Here is a 1,655-nt window from a genome sequence, read left to right on the forward strand (position 1 = left end):
GAATTAGGATGATCAGCCAATATTCCCCTGTGCTAAGAATCGTTAGTTACAAGAATCTGCGTTTATCTGCGGTTAATTACCTATTGCTGTATGTAATCAGGAAAAAAATGGTAATTCAATCCGGTTATCCACCATGATCAGGGAAAATTGCTCAGACTACTAGACAAAAGACCTCAAGACAACTGACAATTAACCCATCAAAATTTGATTATGTTTTTGGAGACAGACTTGGAACGCACATTTTTAGCAATTAAGCCGGACGGTGTACAGCGTGGTTTGGTGGGTGAAATTATCCGCCGTTTTGAAACTAAAGGCTTTACTTTAGTCGGGTTGAAGTTTATGAAAGTCAGTAGAGAATTAGCGGAACAACACTACGCTGTTCACCGTGAAAGACCTTTTTTTCCTGGTTTAGTGGAATTTATCATTTCTAGTCCAGTTGTGGCAATGGTTTGGGAAGGTGAGGGCGTTGTTGCATCAGCGAGAAAGATGATTGGTGCAACCAACCCCTTAAACGCAGAACCAGGTACAATTCGTGGCGATTTTGGCGTTAATGTAGGTCGTAACCTGATTCACGGTTCTGACGCTCAAGAAACAGCCCAAACAGAAATCGCTTTATGGTTTAAGGATGAGGAATTAGTTGCTTGGCAACCCCATTCAAAACTGTGGTTAAATGAGTAATTAGGTAATGGGTAATAGGTAATGGGTAATGGGTAATGGGTAATAGGTAATGGGTAATGGGTAATGAGTGGTAAAACTCTTAGCTGTTACCTGTCACCTGTTACCTTAAATGAATATAAAACATTTAATACACCATTAATACACCATCAGAGATTTTGAAAACCTCCTTTTGGAGGTTAGGAAAAAAAGATTGCAAGCCAAGATATGATACATAAGTTCCTTAATACTAAATCATTAGATATCACTATAATAATCATCAAAATATTTTAGCACTTGATATTAAGTTAGTACCAAAAATCTGTGCTTATATTAAATTATCACTTGAGCATAAAATAAAATAATTAATTACCGTGTTAGAAGCCTGTGTACTAATAACAATATTGTGCGGTTTTTTCGGGATTATCCTCAAAAAAAACCTGGTGATGAAAATTGTCTCCATGGATGTGATGAGTACAGGTGTGATTGCCTTTTATGTACTAATTGCATCACGAGAAGGCTTATTTACCCCGATTATTTCCAGTGTAAAAAATATTAATTATGCCGATCCTGTTCCCCAAGCAGTGATATTAACAGCGATAGTTATTGGTTTTTCTATTCAGGCTTTGATGCTGGTTGGTGTGATGAAATTAGCACAGGATAATCCCACCCTGGAAACCCATGAGATTGAGAAAAATAATACACCGTAAATTACCCACCACTTCCCTTCGGGTAAGTGGGGGCTTTTAAAGCCCAGAGTTTACCCGACTAAGTGTTAAATCACTACGATTTTCAGGTCATCTCACCTACAAATACGCAGCCAGTTTGTAGATCTGAGGTTAACAGTTAAACAGGCCTATTGGGTTAATCCAGTGCTGTTAGCGTAAAAAGCCTTTAAATCTTTGTCTAGGCTAACATTACCCGCAAGGAGGGACAATATGTCCAAAGTATTTGTTTTAGATACCAACTTCACGCCATTAAACCCAATTCATTCAGCACAA

The 1,655-nt window shown here is 38.0% G+C and carries 2 protein-coding genes; both read left to right on the forward strand.

Features of this window, described 5'->3' with window-relative positions:
- Window positions 1-228: 228 nt before the first annotated feature.
- Window positions 229-678: a nucleoside-diphosphate kinase gene (gene ndk, locus ACIR131C_RS0110690; RefSeq protein ID WP_028082267.1), complete on the forward strand. Its 450-nt coding sequence runs from the start codon at window positions 229-231 to the stop codon at window positions 676-678.
- A gap of 350 nt (window positions 679-1,028) precedes the next feature.
- Entirely contained in the window at window positions 1,029-1,364 is a 336-nt protein-coding gene (locus tag ACIR131C_RS0110695) for a cation:proton antiporter subunit C (protein WP_028082268.1), read from the forward strand.
- The last annotated feature ends 291 nt before the right edge of the window (window positions 1,365-1,655 follow it).

This window comes from Dolichospermum circinale AWQC131C (assembly GCF_000426905.1).
GTDB lineage: Bacteria > Cyanobacteriota > Cyanobacteriia > Cyanobacteriales > Nostocaceae > Dolichospermum > Dolichospermum circinale.